At 70.5% G+C, this 21,432-nt stretch carries 19 protein-coding genes and 1 pseudogene; 9 read left to right on the plus strand and 11 right to left on the minus strand.

Annotation, left to right across the window (positions count from 1 at the left end; genetic code table 11):
• Positions 1 to 64 precede the first annotated feature (64 nt).
• Positions 65 to 1,771: a glycerol-3-phosphate dehydrogenase/oxidase gene (locus ACFY7H_RS07995; protein ID WP_388934717.1), complete on the minus strand. Its 1,707-nt coding sequence runs from the start codon at positions 1,769 to 1,771 to the stop codon at positions 65 to 67.
• A 255-nt stretch (positions 1,772 to 2,026) separates the two neighbouring features.
• Between ACFY7H_RS07995 and ACFY7H_RS08000 the strand changes: the two genes are divergently transcribed.
• Together ACFY7H_RS08000 and ACFY7H_RS08005 are read left to right on the plus strand one after the other, a co-directional pair.
• On the plus strand, positions 2,027 to 3,256 hold the full coding sequence (locus ACFY7H_RS08000) for a nucleotide sugar dehydrogenase (RefSeq protein ID WP_388934720.1): 1,230 nt from the start codon (positions 2,027 to 2,029) through the stop codon (positions 3,254 to 3,256).
• 158 nt (positions 3,257 to 3,414) lie between these two features.
• Positions 3,415 to 3,888: a hypothetical protein gene (locus ACFY7H_RS08005; RefSeq protein ID WP_388934722.1), complete on the plus strand. Its 474-nt coding sequence runs from the start codon at positions 3,415 to 3,417 to the stop codon at positions 3,886 to 3,888.
• A gap of 75 nt (positions 3,889 to 3,963) precedes the next feature.
• Here the strand turns inward: ACFY7H_RS08005 and ACFY7H_RS08010 are convergent, their stop codons facing one another.
• From ACFY7H_RS08010 to ACFY7H_RS08025, 4 genes are all read right to left on the minus strand, one after another.
• Positions 3,964 to 5,088: a GuaB3 family IMP dehydrogenase-related protein gene (locus ACFY7H_RS08010; RefSeq protein ID WP_388934725.1), complete on the minus strand. Its 1,125-nt coding sequence runs from the start codon at positions 5,086 to 5,088 to the stop codon at positions 3,964 to 3,966.
• A 144-nt stretch (positions 5,089 to 5,232) separates the two neighbouring features.
• The gene (gene guaB / locus ACFY7H_RS08015; protein WP_388934728.1) at positions 5,233 to 6,732 is read right to left on the minus strand and encodes an IMP dehydrogenase; all 1,500 of its coding nucleotides are present in this window, start codon (positions 6,730 to 6,732) and stop codon (positions 5,233 to 5,235) included.
• A gap of 147 nt (positions 6,733 to 6,879) precedes the next feature.
• The gene (locus ACFY7H_RS08020; protein WP_388934731.1) at positions 6,880 to 7,509 is read right to left on the minus strand and encodes a sigma-70 family RNA polymerase sigma factor; all 630 of its coding nucleotides are present in this window, start codon (positions 7,507 to 7,509) and stop codon (positions 6,880 to 6,882) included.
• 342 nt (positions 7,510 to 7,851) lie between these two features.
• The gene (locus ACFY7H_RS08025) at positions 7,852 to 8,463 is read right to left on the minus strand and encodes a response regulator transcription factor (RefSeq protein ID WP_003948568.1); all 612 of its coding nucleotides are present in this window, start codon (positions 8,461 to 8,463) and stop codon (positions 7,852 to 7,854) included.
• Positions 8,464 to 8,842: 379 nt separating this feature from the next.
• Between ACFY7H_RS08025 and ACFY7H_RS08030 the strand changes: the two genes are divergently transcribed.
• Positions 8,843 to 9,169 (plus strand): WhiB family transcriptional regulator, encoded by a 327-nt coding sequence (locus ACFY7H_RS08030; protein ID WP_388934733.1) that lies wholly within the window; start codon positions 8,843 to 8,845, stop codon positions 9,167 to 9,169.
• A 159-nt stretch (positions 9,170 to 9,328) separates the two neighbouring features.
• Here ACFY7H_RS08030 and ACFY7H_RS08035 read toward each other — a convergent pair whose 3' ends face one another.
• On the minus strand, positions 9,329 to 10,237 hold the full coding sequence (locus ACFY7H_RS08035; RefSeq protein ID WP_388934735.1) for a LysR family transcriptional regulator: 909 nt from the start codon (positions 10,235 to 10,237) through the stop codon (positions 9,329 to 9,331).
• A 170-nt stretch (positions 10,238 to 10,407) separates the two neighbouring features.
• On the opposite strand from ACFY7H_RS08035, the gene ACFY7H_RS08040 reads away from it, so the two are divergent.
• Both ACFY7H_RS08040 and ACFY7H_RS08045 read left to right on the plus strand, forming a co-directional pair.
• Complete coding sequence (locus tag ACFY7H_RS08040) at positions 10,408 to 11,181, plus strand: SDR family NAD(P)-dependent oxidoreductase (protein ID WP_388934738.1); 774 nt, start codon at positions 10,408 to 10,410, stop codon at positions 11,179 to 11,181.
• Positions 11,182 to 11,262: 81 nt separating this feature from the next.
• Entirely contained in the window at positions 11,263 to 11,976 is a 714-nt protein-coding gene (locus tag ACFY7H_RS08045) for an ester cyclase (protein WP_388934740.1), read from the plus strand.
• A gap of 93 nt (positions 11,977 to 12,069) precedes the next feature.
• Here the strand turns inward: ACFY7H_RS08045 and groL are convergent, their stop codons facing one another.
• The gene (gene groL / locus ACFY7H_RS08050; RefSeq protein WP_388934742.1) at positions 12,070 to 13,698 is read right to left on the minus strand and encodes a chaperonin GroEL; all 1,629 of its coding nucleotides are present in this window, start codon (positions 13,696 to 13,698) and stop codon (positions 12,070 to 12,072) included.
• Positions 13,699 to 13,830: 132 nt separating this feature from the next.
• Positions 13,831 to 14,139 carry a co-chaperone GroES gene (groES, locus tag ACFY7H_RS08055; RefSeq protein WP_030230757.1) on the minus strand — a complete coding sequence of 103 codons (309 nt, stop codon included), beginning with the start codon at positions 14,137 to 14,139 and terminating at the stop codon, positions 13,831 to 13,833.
• A 625-nt stretch (positions 14,140 to 14,764) separates the two neighbouring features.
• Here groES and ACFY7H_RS08060 point away from each other — a divergent pair.
• Positions 14,765 to 16,165 carry an FtsW/RodA/SpoVE family cell cycle protein gene (locus tag ACFY7H_RS08060; RefSeq protein WP_388934745.1) on the plus strand — a complete coding sequence of 467 codons (1,401 nt, stop codon included), beginning with the start codon at positions 14,765 to 14,767 and terminating at the stop codon, positions 16,163 to 16,165.
• Between the two features lie 527 nt (positions 16,166 to 16,692).
• Here the strand turns inward: ACFY7H_RS08060 and ACFY7H_RS08065 are convergent.
• Positions 16,693 to 17,001 (minus strand): putative quinol monooxygenase, encoded by a 309-nt coding sequence (locus ACFY7H_RS08065; protein WP_388934747.1) that lies wholly within the window; start codon positions 16,999 to 17,001, stop codon positions 16,693 to 16,695.
• A 105-nt stretch (positions 17,002 to 17,106) separates the two neighbouring features.
• Here ACFY7H_RS08065 and ACFY7H_RS08070 point away from each other — a divergent pair, with 105 nt between their 5' ends.
• The 3 genes from ACFY7H_RS08070 to ACFY7H_RS08080 all read left to right on the plus strand — a co-directional run bounded on the left by ACFY7H_RS08070 (position 17,107) and on the right by ACFY7H_RS08080 (position 19,538).
• Complete coding sequence (locus tag ACFY7H_RS08070) at positions 17,107 to 17,424, plus strand: ArsR/SmtB family transcription factor (protein WP_388934750.1); 318 nt, start codon at positions 17,107 to 17,109, stop codon at positions 17,422 to 17,424.
• Between the two features lie 622 nt (positions 17,425 to 18,046).
• A complete protein-coding gene (locus ACFY7H_RS08075) occupies positions 18,047 to 19,105 on the plus strand; it encodes an aldo/keto reductase (RefSeq protein ID WP_388935020.1) in 1,059 nt (352 codons plus the stop codon).
• A gap of 46 nt (positions 19,106 to 19,151) precedes the next feature.
• Positions 19,152 to 19,538 carry a hypothetical protein gene (locus tag ACFY7H_RS08080; RefSeq protein ID WP_388934752.1) on the plus strand — a complete coding sequence of 129 codons (387 nt, stop codon included), beginning with the start codon at positions 19,152 to 19,154 and terminating at the stop codon, positions 19,536 to 19,538.
• A gap of 19 nt (positions 19,539 to 19,557) precedes the next feature.
• Here ACFY7H_RS08080 and ACFY7H_RS08085 read toward each other — a convergent pair.
• Both ACFY7H_RS08085 and ACFY7H_RS08090 read right to left on the minus strand, forming a co-directional pair.
• Positions 19,558 to 20,239: pseudogene (locus ACFY7H_RS08085) on the minus strand (transposase).
• A gap of 323 nt (positions 20,240 to 20,562) precedes the next feature.
• A complete protein-coding gene (locus ACFY7H_RS08090) occupies positions 20,563 to 21,432 on the minus strand; it encodes a polysaccharide deacetylase family protein (protein ID WP_388935023.1) in 870 nt (289 codons plus the stop codon).

The following is a 21,432-nucleotide window of genomic DNA, read 5'->3' on the forward strand; positions in this document are numbered from 1 at the left end:
GTGCGGACGCGGAGCTCCGGCCCGTCAGGCGGGGCGTGGCGCAGCGCGCTTCGTGCGCGGGACGTCAGAACGGAACGATGTCGGGCGCCCCCAGCCGTGCCGCGTCCGCCGTCTGGTCGTCGGGCTGGCGCTGCGATTCCCGCTCCGCCTGGACCCGCTTCCCGTAGTGTTCGACCTCCTTCTCGGTCTGCTGCTCGTCCCAGCCCAGCACCGGAGCCATCAACTCCGCGCATTCGCGCGCCGATCGCGTGCCCCGGTCGAAGGTCTCGATGGAGATGCGGGTCCGCCGTGTCAGCACGTCGTCCAGGTGCCGCGCCCCCTCGTGCGAGGCGGCGTAGACGATCTCCGCCCGCAGGTAGTCGTCCGCCCCGGTCACCGGCTCCCCCAGCCCCGGGTCGGCGGCGATCAGGTCGAGCAGTTCGTCCGTCAGCGATCCGTAGCGGTTCAGCAGGTGTTCCACCCGCACCACGTGGAGCCCCGTCCGGGCGGCGATGCGGGCGCGGCCGTTCCACAGGGCCCGGTACCCCTCCGCCCCGACCAGCGGCACGTCCTCCGTCACGCACTGCGCGACCCGCTGGTCCAGCCCGTGCACCGCCTCGTCGACCGCGTCCTTCGCCATGACCCGGTACGTCGTGTACTTGCCGCCCGCCACCACCACCAGGCCGGGCACCGGGTGGGCCACGGTGTGCTCGCGGGACAGCTTGCTGGTCGCGTCCGACTCCCCGGCCAGCAGCGGCCGCAGGCCCGCGTACACGCCCTGGACGTCGTCCCGCGTGAGCGGCACGGCCAGTACCGAGTTCACGTGCTCCAGCAGGTAGTCGATGTCCGCGCTCGACGCCGCCGGGTGCGCCTTGTCCAGGTCCCAGTCCGTGTCGGTGGTGCCCACGATCCAGTGCCGGCCCCACGGGATCACGAACAGCACCGACTTCTCGGTCCGCAGGATCAGCCCGGTGTTCGAGTGGATCCGGTCCTTCGGGACGACCAGGTGGATCCCCTTCGAGGCCCGTACGTGGAACTGCCCGCGCTCCCCGATGAGCGCCTGGGTGTCGTCCGTCCACACCCCGGTCGCGTTCACGATCTGCTTCGCGCGGATCTCGTACTCGTCGCCGCTCTCGACGTCGCGCACCTTCGCCCCGACGACCCGCTCGCCCTCGCGCAGGAAGCCGACCACCCTCGCCCGGTTGGCGCAGTGCGCCCCGTACGCCGCGGCCGTCCGGACCAGCGTGGCGACGTAGCGCGCGTCGTCCATCTGGGCGTCGTAGTACTGGAGGGCGCCCACCAGGGCGTCCTTCCGCAGGGCCGGCGCGATGCGCAGGGCCCGTTTGCGCGAGAGGTGGCGGTGGGTGGGCAGCCCGCGCCCGTGTCCGCTGGAGACGGACATCGCGTCGTAGAGGGCCACGCCCGAGCCGGCGTAGAACCGCTCCCAGCCCTTGTGCTGGAGCGGGTACAGGAAGGGCACCGGCTTCACCAGGTGCGGGGCGAGCCGCTCCAGCAGCAGCCCGCGCTCCTTGAGCGCCTCCCGTACGAGCGCGAAGTCGAGCATCTCCAGGTAGCGCAGGCCCCCGTGGATCAGCTTGCTCGACCGGCTCGACGTCCCGGACGCCCAGTCCCGGGCCTCCACCAGCCCCGTCGACAGGCCTCTGGTGACCGCGTCCAGTGCGGTGCCCGCGCCGACCACCCCCGCGCCGACGACCAGCACGTCCATTTCCCGCTCGGCCATCCGGGCGAGCGCCTCCGAGCGCTGCTCCGGTCCCAGTGTCGCTGTCCTCACGGCTGCCTCCCGTTGGTGCGGGCCGTACCCGCTCGGTGCGGGTGATCCCGCTCACATCCCCCCGCTCCACGATTCTGACCGGCCGCACCCACATCAGCCACCGCCTGTGGACAACACAACGGCGACCACCACCCCACAATGCGACATATCTGTCATATATACGCCTAGTCTGACATTGCGCCAGCTCCAGTCGTCCACTGGACTTGCGCGCACCGCCCCCTCATGCATGCCAGGGAAGGGAAGGGACGGCCCCCCATGCCCGCAGATCTCGCCGTCATCGGACTCGGCCACCTCGGCCTCCCCCTCGCCCAGGCGGCCGTGGCCGCCGGAATCGAGACCGTCGGCTACGACAGCGGCCCCGCCACGGACAGCACCCTCACCGCCGCCGAGATCCGCCGCATGTCGGCGGCCGGCTTCCGGGTCACCACCAACCCCACCGAGCTCGGCCGGGTCCGTACCGCCGTCATCTGCGCCCCCACCCAGCTCGGCGCCGACCGCGCGCTCGACCTCGGGGCCGTGGGCGAAGCCGGCCGCACCCTCGCTGCCCGGCTGCGCCCGCACACCACCGTGATCCTGGAGTCCGCCGCCCACCCGGGTGTCACCGAGGACTACCTGCGGCCCATCCTCGAGGAGGGCTCCGGTCTGCGGGCCGGCCGGGACTTCCACCTGGCCTACTCCCCCAGCCGCCTGGACCCGGGCAACCGGACCCACACCATCTCCAACACCCCCAGGGTGATCGGCGGCCTCACCCCCGCCTGCACCGAGTCCGCGCACGCCTTCTACGCCCGCCTCACCGAGAAGGTCGTCCGGGCCCGCGGCCTGCGCGAGGCCGAGACGGTGCAGCTCCTGGAGACCAACTACCGGCACGTCAACATCGCCCTGATGAACGAGATGGCCGTCCTCTGCCACGACCTCGGCGTCGACCTGTGGGACGTCATCCGCTGCGCCGAGACCAAGCCGTACGGGTTCCAGGCCTTCCGTCCCGGCCCCGGCGTCGGCGGCCACGGCGTCCCCCTCGACCCCAACTACCTTCCCCACACCACCCGCACCCCCGGCCACCCCCTGCGCATGGTCGGCCTGGCGCAGGAGATCAACAACCGGATGCCGCAATACGTCATCCAGCGCTGCGCCACCCTGCTGAACGAACACGGCAAGTCCGCGCGCGGGGCCCGCGTCCTCCTGCTGGGCGTCACCTACAAGCCCGACCTCGCCGACCAGGAGGGCTCCCCGGCCGGCGAGATCGCCAGCCGGCTCCTCGACCTCGGGGCGCTGATCAGCTACCACGACCCGTACATCGCGGGCTGGCGGGTCCGCGACCAGCCCGTACCGCGCGCCGACTCGCTCTACGAGGCCGCCGCGAACGCCGACCTGACGATCCTGCTCCAGCACCACCGCACGTACGACATGCAGGGCCTGGCGGTGAAGGCCCAGCTCCTCCTCGACACCCGCGGCGCCAGCCCCGCCGGCGCGGCCCACCGCCTCTGACCGGCCCCTTCCCCGGATCACGGGCCGGTTCCGGTTCGATCATGCGACCGGAATCTCCCGGTGGAATGTCACCGTCCCCTGTTAGCCTGCGGCGTCACTTATCCCGCACTTACGCCTCACGGCCGCAGTGCGCCCGAATCCCTGGGGGGGATTTCCCGATGAGCCAGAACTTCCAGCCTCCCGCGCCCTCGCCCTACCCCGAGACCCCCGCCCCGGCACCGGCCCGCGGCGGCAACGTCGGCCTGGGCATCGCGGCCGCCGTCGTGGCAGCACTGATCGCGGCGGCCGCGTACGGCGGCATCATGAACGCCATCGACCGCGAGTTCGGCTTCGCGGCCGCGGGTGTCGGCCTGCTCGTGGGCCTGGCCGCAGGAAAGGCGGGCGGCCGCAGCCCCGTCCTGCCCGTGGTCTCCGCCGTGACGGCGCTCGGCGCCGTCTACCTCGGCCAGATGTTCTTCATCGCGCTCGCCATGGCCAAGGTCGGCGACACCGACGTGCTCGACGTACTCGACAAGGTCGGCGTCACCGGCCTGAGCAGCGTCTGGAAGGAAGGCATGGGCTTCATGACCCTCGTCTTCCTCGGCATCGGCGCCTTCGTCGCCTTCGGCTCGGCCAAGAAGGTCAACGACTGACCGGCCGCACCGCCCATGCCGGAGGGCCGGCACCCCGAGCGGGGTGCCGGCCCTCCGGCTTCTTACGAAGAACGGTCAGCGGCTGTGCTGCGAGTCCGCGACCGTGACCTCGACCCGCTGGAACTCCTTGAGCTCGCTGTAGCCGGTGGTGGCCATCGAGCGGCGCAGCGCGCCGAAGAGGTTCATCGAGCCGTCCGGGTTGTGCGCCGGGCCGGTGAGGATCTCCTCGGTGGTGCCGACGGTCCCCAGGTCGACCTTCTTGCCGCGCGGCACGTCCTCGTGGACGGCCTCCATGCCCCAGTGGTTGCCCTTGCCCGGGGCGTCGGTGGCGCGGGCCAGCGGGGAGCCCATCATCACGGCGTCCGCACCGCAGGCCACGGCCTTCGGGATGTCGCCGGACCAGCCCACGCCGCCGTCGGCGATGACGTGGACGTAGCGGCCGCCGGACTCGTCCATGTAGTCGCGGCGGGCCGCGGCCACGTCGGCGACGGCGGTGGCCATCGGGACCTGGATGCCGAGCACGTTGCGCGTGGTGTGCGCGGCGCCGCCGCCGAAGCCGACGAGGACGCCCGCCGCGCCGGTGCGCATCAGGTGCAGGGCCGCGGTGTAGGTGGCGCAGCCGCCGACGATGACCGGGACGTCCAGCTCGTAGATGAACTGCTTGAGGTTCAGCGGCTCGGCTGCGCCGGAGACGTGCTCCGCCGACACGGTGGTGCCGCGGATCACGAAGATGTCCACGCCCGCGTCCACGACCGCCTTGGAGAACTCGGCGGTGCGCTGCGGGGAGAGCGCGGCGGCGGTGACGACGCCCGAGTCGCGCACCTCCTTGATCCGCCGGCCGATCAGGTCGGCCTGGATCGGCGCGGAGTAGATCTCCTGGAGGCGGCGGGTGGCCCTCGCCTCGTCCAGCTCCGCGATCTCGTCCAGCAGCGGCTGCGGGTCCTCGTAGCGGGTCCACAGACCTTCGAGGTTCAGCACGCCGAGGCCGCCGAGCTCGCCGATGCGGATCGCGGTCCGCGGGGAGACCACGGAGTCCATGGGGGCGGCCAGGAAGGGGAGCTCGAAGCGGTACGCATCGATCTGCCAGGCGATCGAGACCTCCTTCGGGTCCCGCGTACGCCGGCTGGGGACGATGGCGATGTCGTCGAAGGCGTACGCCCGGCGGCCGCGCTTGCCGCGCCCGATCTCGATCTCAGTCACGTGTGGTGGCCTTTCCTCTGGGTCTGCCCGTCCAGTATCCCCGAAGGGCGGGGGCCCGCGTCCCGGTGACCGCTGTACGGACGGCCGGGGCACGCCTGAGGGGGCGGGCCCGGCCGGGCCCGCCCCCTCAGGCGGTGTTCGTGCTCAGCCCTTGCGGCTGTAGTTCGGTGCTTCCACCGTCATCTGGATGTCGTGCGGGTGGCTCTCCTTGAGGCCCGCCGAGGTGATCCGGACGAAGCGGCCCCGGTCCTGGAGCTCGGGGACGGTGCGGCCGCCGACGTAGAACATCGACTGGCGCAGACCTCCGACCAGCTGGTGGACGACCGCGGAGAGCGGGCCGCGGTAGGGGACCTGGCCCTCGATGCCCTCGGGGATCAGCTTGTCGTCGCCGCCGACCCCCTCCTGGAAGTAGCGGTCCTTGGAGAAGGACTTGCGGTCGCCGCGGGTCTGCATCGCGCCGAGCGAGCCCATGCCGCGGTACGACTTGAACTGCTTGCCGTTGATGAAGAGCAGCTCGCCCGGGGACTCCTCGCAGCCCGCGAGCAGCGAGCCGAGCATGACCGTGTCGGCGCCCGCGACGAGGGCCTTGGCGATGTCGCCGGAGTACTGGAGACCGCCGTCGCCGATGACGGGGACGCCCGCGGCCTTGGCGGCGAGGGCGGCCTCGTAGATGGCGGTGACCTGCGGGACGCCGATGCCGGCGACGACGCGGGTGGTGCAGATGGAGCCGGGGCCGACGCCGACCTTGATGCCGTCGCAGCCGGCGTCGATCAGCGCCTGGGCGCCGTCGCGGGTGGCGACGTTGCCGCCGATGACGTCGACGGAGGAGTTCGACTTGATCTTGGCGACCATGTCGCCGACCAGGCGGGAGTGGCCATGGGCGGTGTCGACGACGATGAAGTCGGCGCCGGCCTCGATCAGCGCCTGGGCGCGCTCGTACGCGTCGCCGGCGACGCCGACGGCCGCACCGACGAGCAGCCGGCCGTCCTTGTCCTTGGCGGCGTTCGGGTACTTCTCGGCCTTGACGAAGTCCTTGACCGTGATGAGGCCCTTGAGGATGCCCGCGTCGTCGACGAGCGGCAGCTTCTCGATCTTGTGGCGGCGCAGCAGCTCCATGGCGTCCACGCCGGAGATGCCCACCTTGCCCGTGACCAGCGGCATCGGGGTCATGACCTCGCGCACCTGGCGGCTGCGGTCCGACTCGAAGGCCATGTCGCGGTTGGTGACGATGCCGAGCAGCTTGCCGGCGGAGTCGGTGACCGGGACGCCGGAGATGCGGAACTTGGCGCAGAGCTCGTCGGCCTCGCGCAGCGTCGCGTCCGGGTGCACCGTGATCGGGTCGGTGACCATGCCGGACTCGGAGCGCTTGACCAGGTCGACCTGGTTGGCCTGGTCGGCGATGGAGAGGTTGCGGTGCAGTACGCCGACGCCGCCCTGGCGGGCCATCGCGATGGCCATGCGGGACTCGGTGACCTTGTCCATGGCGGCGGACAGCAGGGGAACGTTCACCCGGACGTTGCGCGAGATCAGGGAAGAGGTGTCGATCTGGTCGGGGGCCATGTCCGACGCGCCCGGCAGCAGCAGCACGTCGTCGTAGGTCAGTCCGAGCGTGGCGAATTTGTCGGGCACTCCGTCGGCGGTCATGACACCTTCCCAAATGGTCTTGCTCAGCGCGGATGTCCATGCTAACGGGATCCCGGGGCGTCTCATTCCACGACCAAGGTCAACCGCAAGTTTCGTCCTTTCCTACGACAGAAAGGGAACGAAAGGGAACGCACGACTCCGCAGCGGTCACTGCTCGGCGAGCGCGCGCAGCCTGCTGAGGGCCCGGTGCTGGGCGACGCGGACCGCGCCCGGGGACATGCCGAGCATCTGCCCCGTCTCCTCGGCGGTCAGCCCGACGGCCACCCGCAGGACGAGCAGCTCGCGCTGGTTCTCCGGCAGGTTCGCGAGGAGCTTCTTGGCCCAGGCGGCGTCACTGCTGAGCAGCGCCCGCTCCTCGGGGCCCAGCGAGTCGTCCGGCCGCTCGGGCATCTCGTCGGAGGGCACGGCCGTGCTCCCCGGGTGACGCATGGCGGCCCGCTGGAGGTCGGCGACCTTGTGCGCGGCGATGGCGAAGACGAAGGCCTCGAAGGGCCGGCCGGTGTCCCGGTAGCGGGGCAGCGCCATCAGCACGGCGACGCAGACCTCCTGCGCGAGGTCCTCCACGAAGTGACGGGCATCACCCGGGAGCCGCGACAGCCGGGTGCGGCAGTAGCGCAGGGCGAGGGGGTGCACGAAGGCCAGCAGGTCGTGCGTGGCCTGCTCGTCCCCGTCGACGGCGCGGCGTACGAGCGCGCCGACGGCCCCGGCGTTGCCGCCTTTGGCGGCGCCGGTGGGGCCTGTGGCCGCGGGTGACCCCAGGGCCTCGTCGTCGCGCATCAATCCATGGTGCCTTGGCGCGGGAGCGTTCGCGGCATCGCGGTCCGTGTTGTGCATCGAAGCGTTATGAGCGGGTGCGCCGGAACTCGTCATCTGCGCCCTCCCCTCCGCTCGGCCCGAATCGTCGTCCCGGAGGACTCGACCTCTCCAAGAATGCGGCACACCATCAAGGATGCGGCATCGCGCCCGAAGCGACACGTCCCCCGGATTGTGCCCCGCCAATCCCCGGCGGAACACCGGGTGGCGGCGGGGCTTCCGCCACGGCGGCGCCGGCGGACGCCTGCCGCCCCGCCCGCCGGTGGCGGACGGGACCGCGCCGGCCGCCGGCCGCCGGTGCGGCGGTCAGCGGACGAGGCCCCAGCGGAAGCCGAGTGCCACGGCGTGCGCCCGGTCGGAGGCGCCGAGCTTCTTGAACAGCCTGCGGGCGTGCGTCTTGACCGTGTCCTCGGAGAGGAAGAGCTCGCGCCCGATCTCCGCGTTGGACCGGCCGTGGCTCATGCCCTCCAGCACCTGGATCTCGCGCGCGGTCAGGGTGGGGGCGGCCCCCATCTCGGCCGAGCGGAGCCGGCGCGGGGCCAGTCGCCAGGTGGGGTCGGCGAGCGCCTGGGTGACCGTGGCCCGCAGCTCGGCGCGCGAGGCGTCCTTGTGCAGATAACCGCGGGCGCCGGCGGCGACCGCGAGGGCCACGCCGTCCAGGTCCTCGGCGACCGTGAGCATGATGATGCGGGCGCCCGGGTCGGCGGACAGGAGCCGGCGGACCGTCTCGACACCGCCCAGCCCGGGCATCCGTACATCCATCAGAATCAGGTCGGAGCGGTCGGCACCCCAGCGGCGGAGGACTTCCTCGCCGTTGGCAGCCGTCGTCACACGCTCGACGCCGGGCACGGTGGCAACCGCGCGACGGAGCGCCTCTCGGGCAAGCGGGGAGTCGTCGCAGACGAGGACGGAAGTCATGACCGCCCTCCGCAGCTGCTGATGCGCGTCACCTTGAGCCTCCAGGCTGGTACGTATCGTCACCTGTGCGATCGATGCCCTCGGACACCTGTCCGGGAACCTCTCGTTTCAACCGCACTCGCTCTCTCAACGATGGTCACTCGAAAGAGTTACGGGTCGGACGGACACCTTCGGCACTCTACGTGAGGAAGCGATCACGGCGCCGGAGCCACGAGCGAACTGTCCTCCATCTGGAGCTATGCCCTATTTGGCGGCTTTCCTTCCGTTTGCCATGTGTCTGAGGCTAGATTCCCAATGAGTCATATTTACATCTACTACGACAGTAGGTGTGGAGACATGGACCGTATCCGCGTAGTACCCGGCACCAAGAGGACTACCAATGGCAGATTTCTCCCGCCTCCCCGGACCGAACGCCGACCTCTGGGACTGGCAGCTACTGGCCGCCTGCCGCGGAGTCGACAGCTCCCTCTTCTTCCACCCGGAGGGCGAGCGGGGCGCGGCCAGGAGTGCGCGCGAGGCCTCGGCTAAAGAGGTCTGCATGCGCTGCCCGGTGCGTTCGGAATGCGCCGCGCACGCGCTCGCCGTCCGCGAGCCCTACGGGGTGTGGGGAGGGCTGACCGAGGACGAACGCGAGGAACTGATGGGCCGCGCGCGGCACCGGCTGATCCCCGCCTCCAGTACGACCGGTACCGTCCCGCCGCACTGACGGCCGGCCCGGCCCGGCCCGTCCCGGCAACCGTCCATCCGGAAGGAAATCCGGAAGAACATCCGAAGGAACGTTCCCTCAGATCCGCGCGCCCGCCCGGGCGTGTCGCCGCGACTCAGGTCCGGGCCGTCACCCGTGCGGCCGTACGCCCCCGTACGGTCAGCGCGTGGCGGCCCGCACCAGCTCGCCCAGCGTCGCCGCCACCGCCGGTACGCGCGCCAGGTCCGGCAGGGTCAGCGCCACGACCTCGCGCTCCACGGCCGGCTCCACGGCCAGGGTGCTCACGCCCTTCGCCCGTACGGACTCCACCGCCAGCTCCGGCAGCACCGCCACCCCCAGCCCCGCCCCGACCAGCCCGACCACCGCCGGGTAGTCGTCGGTGGCGAAGTCGATCCGCGGGGTGAAGCCCGCCCCCTCGCACACCTCCACCAGGTGGCGGCGGCAGCGCGGGCAGCCCGCGATCCACGGCTCGTCGGCCAGCTCGGCCATCCCCACCCGTTCGGCACCCGCCAGCCGGTGCCCCTCGGGAACCAGCCCCACGAGCCGGTCGGTCAGCAGCGGGGTGACCACCAGGTCCTCCCACTCGGCCGCGTTCCCCGCCGCGGACCCGTCCCCGCCGTAGCGGAAGGCCAGCGCCACGTCGCAGTCGCCCTCGCGCAGCATCTCCACCGACCTCGGCGGCTCCGCCTCGACGAGCGAGATGCGCGTCCCCGGGTGCGCGGCGCGCATCGCGGCGAGCGCGGTGGGCACCAGCGTGGAGCTGCCGCTCGGGAAGGAGACGAGCCGGACCCGGCCCGCGCGCAGCCCGGCGATGGCCGCGACCTCCTCCTCGGCGGCGGTCAGCCCGGCCAGGATCCCGGCGGCGTGCCGCACCAGGGCCTCACCCGCCTGGGTCAGCCGCATCTCCCGACCGGTGCGCACCAGCAGCGGGGTCCCGGCCGACTGTTCCAGGGCCTTCATCTGCTGGGAGACGGCGGGCTGGGTGCAGCCGAGCTCGCGGGCGGCTGCGGAGAAGGAACCGGTCCCGGCGACAGCGCGCAGGATCCGGAGGTGGCGTGCCTCGATCACCCTTCGAGCATAAGACCGCCTTTGACCCCGACGCCAATCCCCCAGTTGCCCCTTTGAGGAGACCGCGGTCACAGCCGTACGGGCCCCCGCCGGGGCCCGGGCGGAGCGCCGGATCGCACGCACGTGCCCGCGGAAGCACGGAAGCCGGCGCGGGCGGCTATTTTGCGCACATGACGACTGCGCTGATCACTGGATCCACGGCGGGCATCGGCGCCGCCTTCGCCCGGCGGCTCGCCTCCCAGGGCCACAACCTCGTACTGGTGGCCCGCGACACCGAGCGGCTGGCCGAACAGGCCACCGAACTGCACGACCGGCACGGCATCGAGGCCGAGGTACTGGCCGCCGACCTCTCCACCGACAAGGGCATCGAGTCCGTCGAGAACCGCCTCGGGGACCGCAAGCACCCGGTGGACCTGCTCGTGAACAACGCGGGCTTCGGCAACAAGGGCCGCTACCTCGAGGTGTCGATGGCAGACGAGCTGACCATGCTGAAGGTGCACATCGAGGCGGTGCTGCGGCTGACCTCGGCGGCGACGGAGTCGATGCGCTCCCGCGGCCGGGGCGGGGTCATCAACGTGGCCTCGGTGGCGGCCTTCGTACCGCGCGGCACCTACGGCGCCAGCAAGGCCTGGGTCGTGCAGTTCACCCAGGGCGCGGCGCGGGACCTCAGCGGGTCGGGGGTGCGGCTGATGGCCCTGTGTCCCGGTTTCGTGCGGACCGAGTTCCACCAGCGGGCCGGCATGGGCACCGACAACATCCCGGGCTGGCTGTGGCTCGACGCGGACAAGCTGGTGGCCGCCGCGCTGACCGACCTGGCCCGCGGCAGGACCGTCTCCATCCCGGACCCGCGCTACAAGGCGCTGATGGGCGTGGTGAAGCTGACGCCGCGCGGGCTGCTGGGCGGGGTGTCCTCGCGGACCGGGCGCAAGTACGGCCCCCAGTAGCCCTCCTGGTCACCGGCGGAGCGGCCGACCGGAACGAATCTCCCTAAACTGGAAATGTCCCTTCCAGCCCGGGAGACCGCCATGACATTCGTACAGATTATCGATTACAAGACCAGTCGGCAGGACGACCTCAATCAGCTGCTGGACCGGTACGTCTCGCAGAGCCAGGGCAAGCGGACCGTCACCCACAGCATCGTGGCCAGGGACCGCGACGACGAGAACCACTACCTGGACGTGGTCGAATTCCCCTCGTACGAAGAGGCCATGAAGAACTCCCAGCTCCCGGAGACGGACACGATGTTCCAGGAGATGGTGGCCCTGTGCGAGGGGATGCCGACCTTCACCAACCTGGACGTGGTCCGCGACGAGAACCTCAACAAGATGCTCGTGGACCGCATGTTCGACGAGTTGGCCGTGTCGGGCGACCGGTCGATGGCCGAGGAGATCTTCGCCTCCGACTACGTCGACCACGACATCTTCCAGGCCGACCCGGACGCCACCGGGATCGACGGCCTGATGGCGGACCTCGCCATGTGGCGCTCCGCCTTCGAGTTCACCTTCACCAAGGACCAGCAGCTCGCCGAAGGGGACCTCGTCACCACGCTCTGGACCTGGAACGCCACGCACACCGGCGACTTCATGGGTCTCGCGCCCACCGGCAAGAAGGTCAGCGCGACCGGCCAGACGACCTTCCGCTGCAAGGACGGGATGATCGCCGAAGGCTGGTGGCACTACGACGTCATGGGCATGATGCGCCAGCTGGGGATGGACCCGATGAAGTCGATGGGTTCGTGAGCCCCCGGCCCTGAACCGCGGCAACGGGAAGGCCCCCGCCCCGCCGTACGGAACGGCGGGACGGGGGCCTCTCGTGTGCCTGTGGCGTCAGCCTCAGTGGCTGTGGCCGTGACCGTGGCCGTGACCGGCCTCGGCCTCCTCCTCCGCCGGCTTCTCGACGACCAGGGTCTCGGTCGTGAGCAGCAGGGAGGCGATGGAAGCGGCGTTCTCCAGGGCGGAGCGGGTGACCTTGACCGGGTCGATGACGCCGGCCTTGACCAGGTCGCCGTACTCGCCGGTGGCGGCGTTGAAGCCCTGGCCCTTGTCGAGCTCGGCGACCTTCGAGGTGATGACGTAGCCCTCGAGGCCGGCGTTCTCGGCGATCCAGCGCAGCGGCTCGACCGCGGCGCGGCGGACGACCGACACGCCCGTGCCCTCGTCGCCGGTCAGGCCGAGGTTGCCCTCGAGGACCTTGACGGCGTGGACGAGCGCGGAGCCACCGCCGGAGACGATGCCCTCCTCGACCGCGGCGCGGGTCGCCGAGATGGCGTCCTCGAGGCGGTGCTTCTTCTCCTTGAGCTCCACCTCGGTGGCGGCGCCGACCTTGATGACGCAGACGCCGCCGGCGAGCTTCGCCAGGCGCTCCTGCAGCTTCTCGCGGTCCCAGTCGGAGTCCGTGGACTCGATCTCGGCCTTGATCTGGTTGACGCGGCCCGCGACGTCAGCGGCGTTGCCGCCACCGTCGACGATGGTCGTGTCGTCCTTGGAGATGGTCACGCGGCGCGCGGAACCGAGGACGTCCAGACCGGCCTGGTCGAGCTTGAGGCCGACCTCCTCGGCGATGACGGTGGCACCGGTGAGGGTGGCCATGTCCTGGAGCATCGCCTTGCGACGGTCACCGAAGCCGGGGGCCTTGACGGCGACCGCGTTGAAGGTGCCGCGGATCTTGTTGACGACGAGGGTGGAGAGGGCCTCGCCCTCGACGTCCTCGGCGATGATCAGCAGCGGCTTGGAGCCACCCGCCTGGATGACCTTCTCCAGCAGCGGCAGGAGGTCCTGGATGGAGGAGATCTTGCCCTGGTTGATCAGGATGTACGGGTCGTCGAGGACGGCCTCCATACGCTCCTGGTCGGTGACCATGTACGGGGACAGGTAGCCCTTGTCGAAGGCCATGCCCTCGGTGAACTCGAGCTCCAGGCCGAAGGCGTTGGACTCCTCGACGGTGATGACACCGTCCTTGCCGACCTTGTCCATCGCCTCGGCGATGAGCTCGCCGACCTGGGCGTCCTGCGCGGAGAGCGCGGCCACGGCGGCGATGTCGGACTTGTCCTCGATCGGGCGGGCGGTCGCGAGGAGCTCCTCGGACACGGCCTTGACCGCGGCGTCGATGCCCTTCTTCAGGGCGGCCGGGGAGGCGCCGGCGGCGACGTTGCGCAGACCCTCGCGGACGAGCGCCTGGGCCAGCACGGTGGCGGTGGTGGTGCCGTCACCCGCGATGTCGTTGGTCTTGGTCGCCACCTCCTTCACGAGCTGCGCGCCCAGGTTCTCGTACGGGTCGTCCAGCTCGACCTCGCGGGCGATGGTGACACCGTCGTTGGTGATGGTGGGGGCGCCGAACTTCTTGTCGATGACGACGTTGCGGCCCTTGGGGCCGATCGTCACCTTGACCGTGTCGGCAAGCTTGTTGACGCCGCGCTCAAGGGCGCGGCGGGCGTCCTCGTCGAACTTCAGAATCTTGGGCATGGGAGCGGTTCCGCCCTCTCGTTGCGATCCTCGGCCGCTCACCGCGACCGCCTGAAACGAACTACGCCCCTCGCCGCCCGGCATCAGCAGGGTGACCAGGGGCGCAGCTCAAAGCAAAACTGGAGAAGAGAATTACTTCTCGACGATCGCGAGGACGTCGCGGGCCGAGAGGACGAGGTACTCCTCGCCGCTGTACTTCACTTCGGTGCCGCCGTACTTGCTGTACAGCACGATGTCGCCGACGCTGACGTCCAGCGGGAGACGCTGGCCGTCCTCGAAGCGACCCGGACCGACCGCGAGGACGACGCCCTCCTGGGGCTTCTCCTTCGCGGTGTCCGGGATGACCAGGCCGGAGGCCGTGGTCTGCTCGGCGTCGAGCGGCTGGACCACGATGCGGTCCTCAAGCGGCTTGATGGCAACCTTGGAGCTGGCGGTCGTCACGATCCGACCTCCCCCTTCGGAGATCCGGGGTTAACTGTCTGAGGTGGCGACCAGGTCGATCCGTCGTCGCGGGTGCCGGACCTGCCTGTCGCTGTGTTGGCACTCACCGGGGGTGAGTGCCAGGTGCGAGACTATTCCGGCGATTAGCACTCGGTCAAGCGGAGTGCCAACACGCTCCACCGGTTCCACGTATTCCGGCCGCCGAACCCCCCGTTCGGCTGAACGCCCACCCCGCCGGGACCGCCCGGGCCCCACACCGGAACGCCGGGGGACCTCCGCCCGGTATGCGCCGCTTCGGGTGGGCGCGCCCCCGCGGCCGAAGACGCGCGCAAGCTGGCTGAATCCCTCCGCAGCAGCCCGCCCGGGCGAGGGTCCGCCCCCGCGAAGGATCCGGAATGAGTCATTCCGAAAGGAACCTCGGGGAGGGCATCGACGTCGTAGAAGATATGAAGATAAAGCGCCGCATTGCCGAGCAGATCGGCCCCGGGCCGGCCACTGTGACGACCCCGGGTGCGCCGGACGGCGCGCCGTCCTCTTCTCCTTCCCCCGCCCCCACCCGGTCATCCGCCCCGCCGCCGCCCCCTCCGCGGCCGGAGCGGAACGCCCTCGGCGGCGGCGGCGTCCCGTGCGCGGACTGAGGCCGCTGACGGCGGCGGGCGCCCGCCGCCGCACCGAAGCACTGCTGCTCGTCCTGGTCATCGGCATCGCCGTCTTCGGCCACGTCAGCGCCGGACTGGCCATGAACGGCGAGCTGCCGCAGCACCTCGCCGGCTTCGTCATCAGCCTGACCTTGCTGTCCCTGGTGGGACACCTGGGCATCCGCCGGTTCGCGGCGTACGCGGACCCGCTGGTCTTCCCGCTCGCCATGCTGCTGACCGGGCTCGGACTGGTCCTGATCCACCGGCTCGACCAGGGCTACATCGAGCGGTACGACTCCGTGGCGAACGCGCCCGACCAGCTGATGTGGACGGTGGTCGGGGTCGCCGCCTGCATCCTGGTCGTGGCGCTGCTGCGCGACCACCGGCTGCTCCAGCGGTTCATCTACATCACCATGGCCATCGCCCTGGTCCTGCTGATCGCACCGGCGTTCTTCGGCGCGGACACGTACGGCGCGAAGCGGTGGATCATCCTCTTCGGCTTCTCGCTCCAGCCGGGCGAGTTCGTGAAGATCATGATCGCGATCTTCTTCGCGGGCTACCTGGTCGTCCACCGCGACTCCCTGGCCCTGACCGGCCGCAAGTTCCTGGGCATGCGCCTGCCCCCGATGCGCCAGCTCGGGCCGATCATCACGGTGTGGATCCTGTCGCTGCTCGTCCTGGTCTTCGAGCGCGACCTCGGCACCTCGCTGATCTTCTTCGGCGTCTTCGTGGTGATGCTGTACGTGGCCACCGAGCGCACCAGCTGGATCGTCTGCGGCCTGCTCATGGCGGCCGTGGGCGCCTTCGTGGTCGGCTCGACGGAACCCCACGTCAAGGCACGGGTCGCCGCCTGGCTGAACCCCCTGGCGATCTACTCGCCGAACCCTCCGCAGGGCCTCAACTCGGAGCAGTCCGCGCAGGCCCTGTTCAGCTTCGGCACCGGCGGCGTCTCCGGCACCGGCCTGGGCATGGGCCACCCGGAGCTGATCAAGTTCGCGGGCCGCAGCGACTTCATCCTGACGACGGTGGGCGAGGAACTCGGCCTGGCCGGGGTCATGGCCGTCCTGTTCGTCTACGCCCTGCTCGTGCAGCGGGGCCTGCGCATGGCACTGGCCGCGCGGGACCCGTTCGGCAAGCTGCTGGCGGTGGGCCTGGCCGCGGCACTGGCGCTCCAGGTCTTCGTGGTCGCCGGCGGCGTGACGGGCCTGATCCCCCTGACCGGCAAGGCCCTGCCCTTCCTGGCGAAGGGCGGCTCGTCACTGCTGGCGAACTGGATCATGATCGCCCTGCTGCTGCGCATCAGCGACAGCGCGGAACGCCAACGCGAAGCCGACGCCCACGGCCCGGCGGAGACGACGATCACGCCGGTGGTGGCGGGGGTGGGGTGAGGGGGCGGGGGCGGGGCTGCGGGGGGGGGTCTGGGGTCGGGGTTTCGGCGGGGCGGCCTCAGGGCTGGTTTGGGGGGTTCCCGTCAGTCCCATCGTCCTTCCGGTTCGCGCCGGCCCGTCAAGGGCGCTCACTTCGTTCGCGTCGCTACGCGATGGCCTTCGGCCACCCTTGACCGACCAGCCCGCCCCGGAAAGACAAGGACTGCCGGGAACCCCCCGAAAGAACGGCACGGTCCATGGGGAAGGGTCGGCTCCCTCAGCGATGAGACGGGCGGTCGGGCGTCGGCCCGCCGGGCATCCGGGCCCCCCAAGACTCTCGGCGGTCCGCCCCCGCGCGTCAGATCGCTACGCGCTCCTCCCGGCTGGGCGTCCGGCGACCGTCCGTGGCTGACACCCGCACGAAATGACGATCAGGGCAGCATTCGGGACCGGTGGGCGCGTCAGATCGCTACGCGCTCCTCATGGCATAGCGTCCGGCGACCGTCCTCGGCCGATACCCGCACCACGTGCCGATCAGGGCCACACGACTAGTGACCGTGGGGACTGCGCATGTTCACGAAGCGGAGTTCCAGGTCAGTGGCCAGGTAGTCCATCCGGTGTTCCCAGAAGTCCCGCAGGTGCGGCAGCGCCAAGTGGGCGTCGAGGTCGGCCTGGCTGCGCCACACCTCGTAGAACACGAAGACGCCGGGCTCCTCGCAGTCCTCGTGGAAGTGGTACTCCAGGCAGCCGGGCTCCTGCCGGGTGGGCTCGACGAAGGAGAGCAGCAGGTCCATGAGCTCTCCGGCGCGTTCGGGCTTGGGACGGGCGACGCCCACGACGGTGACGAGCTGATCCATCAAGTTCTCCCCCAGAGATAGGTACGACCGAGTTCGTACCTGCCGGACGCTAGCAGCCGCCGAAGGTAAGATCCAATCCATACCTAAGGAGAGGAGGTCGCCACCATGCCCGACGACGAGGGTCACCCGGCCATCGAGGAAATCGAGCTCGGCAAAGTGCTGTCCGCGCTCGCCGACCCACTGCGCCGCCGGGTGGTGCGCGAGCTGGCCGCCGCCCCGGAAGGCGCGGCGCGCACCTGCGCTTCCTTCGCCCTGCCCGTTTCCAAGGCGACGGTCACCCACCACTTCCGCACCCTCCGGGAGGCCGGGCTGGTCCGCCAGGTCGACCGGGGCAATAGCCGGATGGCAGAACTGCGTCGAGCGGACATCGAGGCCCGCTTCCCCGGGCTCCTCACCATCCTGACGGCCGAGCCGGTCCCATGAAGGTCCCCCTCTGTGATCACCGTCCAGCGCAGCCATCAGCCCGAGACGGGCATCAGCCGCCGAGAAACGAGGAGCGCGTAGCGATCTGACGCGCCCATCCGTTTCGGATGCTGCCCTGATCGACATGTGGTGCGGGTATCAGCCCGAGACGGCCGTTGGACGCCATGCCGGGAGGAGCGCGTAGCGATCTGACGCGCCTGCCGGTCCTGGATGGGGCCCTGATCGTCATGTGGTGCGGATAGCCGGGCCCCCGGCCTGGCCGGGCAGTGCGCGGGCCCGAATGCGGGACATGGCCGTGGCCCGGTCCCTCGTCTCGTCACTGAGGGAGCCGCCCCTCCCGTTCCTGCCCCGTGACCGTTCTTTTGGGGGGTTCCCGGCAGTCTTTCGGCTTTCCGGGGCGGGACGGGCTGTCAAGGGTGGAGCGAAGCGACATCACGCAGTGACGCGAACGAAGTGAGCGCCCTTGACGGGCCGGCACGAACCGGAAGGACGATGGGACTGACGGGAAACCCCCAAACCGTCTCCGAGACCGCCCCGCCGGCACCCCGCCCCCGAAACCCCGCCCCACCCCCACCCCTTGACTTAGAGCGCGCTCCAGCTCCTACAGTCCGCCCGTATGACCATGCGATACCGAAACCTGGGTGGGACCGGCATCGAGGTGAGTGCGTACTGCCTCGGCACGATGATGTTCGGTGCGATCGGCAATCCCGATCACGACGACTGCGTCCGGATCATCCACGCCGCCCTCGACCAGGGCATCAACTTCGTCGACACCGCCGACATGTACTCCGCCGGCGAGTCGGAGACGATCGTCGGCAAGGCGCTCAAGGCCCTCAAGGGGCGCCGGGACGACGTCGTGCTCGCCAGCAAGGTGCACTTCCAGATGGGTGAGGGCCGCAACCGCAGCGGCAACTCGCGGCGTTGGATCACGCGAGCCGTGGAGGACAGCCTGAGGCGCCTCGACACCGACTGGATCGACCTCTACCAGGTGCACCGTCCCGACCCCTCGACCGACATCGAGGAGACCCTGTCCGTCCTCGGCGACCTGGTCCGGGCCGGGAAGATCCGGGCCTTCGGCTGCTCCACCTTCCCCGCCGAGCAGATCGCCGAGGCGCACCACGTCGCGGAACGCCGCGCGCTGCCGCGCCCGCGCACCGAGCAGCCGCCGTACTCGATCCTCGCGCGGGGCGTCGAGCGGGACGTCCTGCCCGTCGCCCGTCGCTACGGCATGGGCGTGCTGACCTGGAGCCCGCTGGCGTCCGGCTTCCTGAGCGGCAGGCACCGGCTGGGCCGCGCCATCGACATGACCACCGGCCGGGCCGCGTTGCACCCCGCGCGCTTCGACCTGTCGATCCCGGGGAACGTCGCCAAGCTGGAGGCCGTCGAGCGGCTCGCGGAGGTGGCGGACGGGATCGGCCGCACGGTGCCGGAGCTGGCCCTCGCCTTCCCGCTCGCGCATCCGGCCGTCACCTCGGTGATCATCGGTCCGCGTACGGCCGAGCAGCTGGGGGCCGCGCTCAAGGGGGCCGATCTGGTGCTGGACGACGGGGTGCTGGACCGGATCGACGAGATCGTGCCGCCGGGCACCAACCTCTACCACCCGGACGGCGTCTGGCAGCCGCTGTCGCTGACCGATCCCGCGCAGCGTCGCCGTCCCCTCGCGGACCGCAGCGCCGGCTAGTGCTGTGACCGGAAACGATCACCGGGTGTCCTGCGATGATCGGCGGATGAGCGAACGTGAGTGGCAAGCGTTGACCAAGTCCGAGGAAGCGTTCATGGTCAATTCGTATGAGATCGACATTCTGGCTGGTGTCTGGGGGGATCTCGACGATGCCGATCAGTCCCGGCCCGTGAAGGAGCTGGCAGGGACCTTGCTGACTCTCATCGCTCGTGGATGGATCGAGGTTCGTCGAGTCGCGCCGTGGACGTCCCCGTCAGGGGAGAAGGGCTTCCAGCCCGGAGAGCTGGTGCCTCGCGATCAGCTTTCGGCGGTCCTGGAGGACCCAGCCAACTGGGAGTACCCCGATGGTGATTGGATCGGTGCTGTGACCCTGGTGGAGACCGAAGCGGGTAAGAAGATCACCCGGCGTTCTCCCGAGGAGATGGCCGTGTAGACCGCCGTGGCGGGGATCCTCAGGCCGCCACGCCCAGTGGTCGACCGCCCCACCGAATGCCCCTCTCGCTGCGGACACGGGCGCGTTCGCGCCGTTGGGCGGCCAGGACGTCGGGGTGGCGGCCGTTCTGGTTGCGCCAGCGCAGGTACCGCTGCGAAGGTGCGGTCGGGGCGCTCGGTCAGCGCGTACTCGATCCGGTCCAGCTTGGCGTCGAAGGCCGGGTCGCTGGATTCCTTCCAGGTCTTGGTCCGCTGGAACGTCACGCCGCGGCGCGCGAGCAGGCAGCGCAGGGCCTCGCGGCCCATGCGTATGGGGCGGGCGGCGTGGCGCCGCAGATGGTCCGCGAGTTTCCGGATCGACCAGCGAGTGAAGGGCTTGCCGAGCGTGGTGGGGCAGGTGGTGGCCGACTCGATGACGAACTCCTCATCGTCATCGCTGAGCAGGCGGGGACGGCCTCCCGCCCACCGAGGGTCCATGCAGGCCAGCCCGACCTCGTTGAAGCGGTGGATGAGGTCACGGACCGTGTCCTCGTCCGCCTGCACCAGATTCGCGATCGCCGGGACGGTGTTCCCGCCCGCCGAGGCCAGCAGCATCATCGCCCGCCTGAACCGCACCGTGCTGGTGCTGCCCCGCCGCACGATCCGCTGGAGCTTCCGCCCCTCCTGCTCGGTCAGCCTGCGGACCCTGACCGGCACTGCCATCGAGCCTCCTCACACCGATCGGACGTGTCGTCACATCCAACCGACACACGGCAAGTCAGCACCACCCCGGTGATCGTTTCCGGTCACAGCACTAGGTCGTCTCTTTCGGATCTTGCCGGTCAAGCCCGCGGCGTCTGGTGCGGTGCCTCGCGAGGCCGAGGCACAGCGCGCGTACTGGACGTACTCGGCTGTGCCGACAACGCGGCGAGGTGCCGTGCCAGACGCCGCGGGTCTGGGGGTACCTCCCAGCGGTAGCTGGGGGAGCAAGATCCGGAAGAGACGGCCTAGCCGCCCGGCCCGTACAGGTGGTCCTACAGGCAGTCCTACAGGTAGTCCTCCAGGCGCCCGATCCTGTACCCCTGGTCCTGTATCCGCTGGAGCATCCGCGCCGTCATCTGGGTCTCCGTCGCGCCCTTGAGCTCCGACGGGCCGCGGAAGTGGGCCAGGATGATGTCACCCGGCTTGAGGGCGGAGCCCTCCGCGTACTGGAAGTCGTTGACCTGCATCGACGCCCGCCACAGGACCACCGTCGGGGCCCCGCACTCGGCGGCGGCCTTGAGGGTGTCGTCGTTGTAGTTCCCGAACGGCGGGCGGAAGAGCGGAGGCCGCTTGCCGAAGCGCTTCTCCAGGCGGTCCTGCTGCCCGCATATCTCCTTCTTCTGCGCCGCGAAGGGGAGGGTGCGCAGGTTCGGGTGCGTCAGGGTGTGGTTGTTCACCGTGCTGCCGGAGCCGTTGTCGCGGAGCTTCTCGAAGTGGCCGTAGTCCGAGGAAGCGACGTTGTCCGTCAGGAACATGCTGATCGGCAGCTTGAGGTCGGCCGCCATCTTCAGGAACTCGGGGTCCTTCTCCGCGCCGTCGTCGAAGGTCAGGAAGACGACCTTCTCCGTCGGCGCGACGGGTATTCGGTCCAGCACGGCCGCCTTGCCGGGGGCGGCCTTGGGGAGCTGGGGCTTCTGGGCGGGCTTGGGTGCGTACTGGACGGGGGCCTTCAGGCCCCACTTCCGGTACGCGTCGTCCCCCGCCGCGCCGGCCTGCGCGGAGCTCGCCGCGGGGGCCGGCCCGGACGGGGGCGCCGAGGGGGAGGCGGTGTCCTGAGCGGTTTTGCGGCCCAGCCGTTCGATGGGATCCACGCTGTTCCCGCATCCCGTCAGGGACAGCGCGAGCGCGCCGGCCGTCAGCGTCCCGGCTACCAA

The organism is Streptomyces sp. NPDC012794 (assembly GCF_042901085.1).
GTDB lineage: Bacteria > Actinomycetota > Actinomycetes > Streptomycetales > Streptomycetaceae > Streptomyces.